The organism is Microbacterium sp. 13-71-7 (assembly GCF_002257455.1).
Classification (GTDB): domain Bacteria; phylum Actinomycetota; class Actinomycetes; order Actinomycetales; family Microbacteriaceae; genus Microbacterium.
Map to the genome: position 1 here is coordinate 1 of NZ_NCKN01000310.1, position 3,917 is coordinate 3,917.

The window sequence follows — 3,917 nt, forward strand, 5'->3', positions numbered from 1 at the left end:
CTTCGTACACCTGCCGTTCGTAGTCCGGGAAGGTGATGCGGGGGTGCTCCGCCCACCAGTCGCGGAGCTCCTCGCTCGCGTAGCAGTATGCGAACGCCCGGTTGCTGAGGAACAACCGCATCGGGTCGATGCGCCGGCGCCGCCCAGCAGCGTTCAGTAGTGCCCCGTTCGTTGCGTTCTCCGCGTCGATGTACTGCTGCAACCGGACCGCGCTGAAATCGTCCCGCAGCCGACGCTGATGAGCGAATGCGTCTCGCAGGATAGGAGAGAGTGCGCGCCCCCTGCTCATTCCCCGACTCCGGCAACGGGAGATGTCGGGTTCTCGACCTGCGCTGCGGTGCGCTCGGCGACTTTCACCAGGTCGATGTCGCGCGCGTACCAGGCAGCCAGCACCCGGTTCAGGCCACGAAAGGTCGTAACCACGTCGGCTTCGAACCCCCGCGAGAACACCCGGAGGGCGACCTCCTCGTCCTCAGCGTAGGCAGCCCCGGAACGGTCGTGCGCATGCGGGTCGAAGACCAGCATGGCCTGGCAACCAGGCTTTCGCCCGAAACCCGACAGCAGGATGCTCTGGCCGGTCGTGAGAGGTGCACCGACCGGCTTGAACTCGAATAGCAGGAACCGGTTCCCGCGGCGCGTGCTGTGCAGAATTGCGTCACCATCGGCCGGCTGCACCTTGGGCCGCCCAGGGATGCCCTGAAACCACCGGGCGAAATGGGACATGCCTGCAGGCAGATGGGCACGGTCTTGGTACTCGGCGGTCACGCCCTCCCTATGCGCGCACGCTGCGACTCAGAAGTCGCCCGGCTGCACTTGGAAGCACTTCAAGCCAACATCGCGCCACATCGCGACGACTCGAGCACGGTCATCGAAGACACCGCGAACGTGCCATCGAGGCGCAATCTGGCCGTGCAGAATCTCGTGCTTCACCACGTCGTCGCCGCGGCCGTCCTCGTCTGCGCGCATGTACAGCGCATTGAACGGGATGGAATGCTCGTTCAGCCAGGAGACGGTGTCGTCACGTGCGCATTCGTTGCGGCCCGAGACGAGGACGATGTCGTTGCTGGTGGAGAGCGCAACGAGAACGTCGGCCACCGTCTCATCGGGGTAGTCCTCGGAGACACGGGTCATGTCGTACGGGCTCCGTCCCCCGTCGTCGATGTGGGCCAGTGTCCCGTCGATGTCGAAGATGAACGCATCAGGCAGTTCGAGGTCCGGGATGTAGGAGACCCAGCGGGCCTTGGCTTCGGACGAAATTTCGGGTACGAGTGGGAGCTTACCGGCGCGGGTGAACCGCTCGAAGTAGTCGCGCACCACGCGTTCACCCACCGGATACTGGCGCGTGCTGTCACGGAACAGCGCCGTCCTCAGGTCCACCTCGATGTCATGGAAGACCACATCGGCGCCTGCCTCGGCGCCGAGCTCCATCAGCCTCTTGACGAACTTGGCCCGCAGGTTCGTGTCGTCGACGATGGCGTCTTTGCCGGCTCGCAGGGCGGATGTCACAGCCGCGTGCTGCGCCCGGGTGACCTCGCCCTCCTGAGCGTAGGACAATCCGTTCGCTTGGTCGAAGAGCATCCGTCGGAGGTCGTCCCGGTTGACGCGCACGCGCGTTTCCGGTGACTTGGCAACCCAGCGGCGCGCGAATGTTGTTTTGCCGGACCCGGGGATTCCGCGTGTGATGACGAGCTTCATGCGGCACCTATGCGCAGTAGTCAGACGGTCGCCGCGACCAGCTGGCTGCGCGCATAGGACGGCTTATGACGCATCTCTCTGACCTGGTCGACCTCGATGAGCTCGAGCGGGAGGTAGCCGCAGGCTACGTTCAGCGACGCAAGCACCCTGAGTTTCCGCACCTGCGCATCCTCAACTACACCGACAAGGCACAGTACGCGAAGCGATGGAACGGGGTCACCCGCCGAACCCGCGGGCTCGTCTACAACCACGACACGGGCACGGTCCTCGCCCGACCGTTCGCGAAGTTCTTCAACTTCAGCGAACATGACGCGCTCGACTTCGACCTCGACGCCCCCATCCTCGGAGCCTTCGACAAGTTCGACGGCTCATTGGGAATCGCGTACCCCGCACCTGACGGAAGCTGGCGGATTGCCACGCGTGGTTCGTTCGAGTCGGAGCAGGCGCTGCATGCGACGGCGAAGGCCCACGAGGTCGAGCACCTCCACCGTGATGGGTGGACGGCGGTGTTCGAGATTGTCTACCCTGCGAACCGCATCGTCCTCGACTATGGCGACCGAGATGAGCTTGTTCCCCTTGGTTGGGTCAACATCGTCTCCGGCGAGTACGAGCCCGCGCCCGCTATGGCTTCCCACGCGGGCACTCTGCGGGATGTGCTCGCGAGTGCGCCCCGCCCGAACGCCGAGGGCTTGGTCGCGTGGCTGGACGGGTCCACCGCAGTCAAGTTCAAGCAGGACGACTACCTCGCCCTTCACCGCGCCGTCTTCAGCCTGTCGGCCAAAGAGGTCTGGAGGCAGTTGCGCGCCGGGACATACGACGCTTTCGTACAGGCTCTCCCCGACGAGTTCCACGCCGGCGTGCGGTGCATCGCGGACGAGCTTCACGCCCGTTTTTCACAGCGCGCCGCTCAGGCGCTGGACGCGTTCGAGCGGGTGCGAGCACAGCAGCTGCCGACGATGAAAGACCGCGCGCTATGGCTGCAGGAGCATGTGCCTCAGCCGGAACGGTCGCGGGTGTTCTCGCAGCTCACGGGCCGTGACATCGCACCGAGCATCTGGGATGAGCTCGAGCCCAAGGGCGCCGGCATGACCCTCGAGTAGGTCACACGCGACGCATGGAGATGAGCTTGAACCCGTCCGGGACCTTCGCGTGAAGGGCTTCCCGGTCATCGGCTTCAATCTCACGGGTCACCCAGTTGGCGAGCCTGCCGATCAGGGTGAGTTCCGTGGACCGGCGTGCCATCTCCACCGACGATGCGGTCACCACCCAGTCCCCGGTCGCCTGCGCTTCCAGTTCCGCGCGCAACGCATCCAGGTCGTCGCCGACCAGGGTCACGTCGCGGGTTTCGGTGGAACGGATGACGCCGATGAGCATGCCTCTCAGGCTAGTCACGCGCGTGGACATCTGTGACCGACAGGTCCTCAAACCTGAGGAGCACCATGTTGCCGGGCATCCCGTTCATCGCCAGCGACTCAGTGCGCCGGCCAAGGTCCGTCCGATGCCCGGAGCCCCGCACGTGATAGTGGCCGTGGAAGAGAAGTGGAGGTGCGACCTCATCCCAGATTCGGGTGAGCTTCTCCCGTCCTATGCGGGCGTACTCCAACGCTTCGGCCGACCAGCCTTGGGGGTTCGTGTAGAGCAGCTTCTCCACCTCGAAGACCCCGGAGCCGTTCACCGTGTCATGAGCAATCATCACGTCCGCGTGGCCGCCGGTGGCACAGCGGGAGATGTCACCGTCGGTGATGGCTTCCTCTGACCACCAGTCTTTGCCCGGTCGTCGCCACGCGTAGTCCACGCTCGGCGCCCCGCCCGCTGACAGGACCGAACGTCCGTTCACGGTGAACCGGAACCCGCGCGGCAGCGCCCACACGACGTCGGAGAGCCGCACTGCGCGACCGTTCGCCGCGTCCAGGAGCGGTTGCAGCTTCCCGTAGTGCTCGTGGTTGCCGGGGGTGACGAGCACGCGCTCAACGTGTGCGGATTGCGCCGCGCGGTCGACGACGTCGAAGTACCCCTCATCCCACAGGGCGAAATCACCGACGTGCAGCACCGTGGCCACACCGCCGACGGATTTGACTGCCCGGAATGCTCGCCGCACCCACGGGCCGTCACCATGCCAGTCCCCGGCAACGATGACCTCCTCATCCGGCAGGTCGAAGGTCTCTGCCGTCTCGTAGGCCCGCATTACAGGTCCCGTCCGTGAGCCGTTCGCGCAGCGGGCG

General features: G+C 65.4%; 5 protein-coding genes. 1 reads left to right on the forward strand and 4 read right to left on the reverse strand.

All coding sequences use genetic code 11. The features are described 5' to 3' along the window. Positions 1-285: 285 nt before the first annotated feature. Both B7X32_RS19335 and B7X32_RS19340 read right to left on the reverse strand, forming a co-directional pair. A complete protein-coding gene (locus B7X32_RS19335) occupies positions 286-765 on the reverse strand; it encodes a hypothetical protein (protein ID WP_292723457.1) in 480 nt (159 codons plus the stop codon). A gap of 27 nt (positions 766-792) precedes the next feature. After that, positions 793-1,695 (reverse strand): AAA family ATPase, encoded by a 903-nt coding sequence (locus B7X32_RS19340; RefSeq protein WP_292723460.1) that lies wholly within the window; start codon positions 1,693-1,695, stop codon positions 793-795. 65 nt (positions 1,696-1,760) lie between these two features. On the opposite strand from B7X32_RS19340, the gene B7X32_RS19345 reads away from it, so the two are divergent. Then, positions 1,761-2,795, forward strand: coding sequence for an RNA ligase (locus B7X32_RS19345; RefSeq protein WP_292723464.1), 1,035 nt, complete (start codon positions 1,761-1,763; stop codon positions 2,793-2,795). 1 nt (position 2,796) lies between these two features. Here the strand turns inward: B7X32_RS19345 and B7X32_RS19350 are convergent, their stop codons facing one another. After that, complete coding sequence (locus B7X32_RS19350) at positions 2,797-3,069, reverse strand: hypothetical protein (RefSeq protein WP_292723466.1); 273 nt, start codon at positions 3,067-3,069, stop codon at positions 2,797-2,799. A gap of 10 nt (positions 3,070-3,079) precedes the next feature. Then, positions 3,080-3,917 (reverse strand): metallophosphoesterase (locus B7X32_RS19355; protein ID WP_292723469.1); only part of this gene is annotated, 838 nt, incomplete at its 5' end.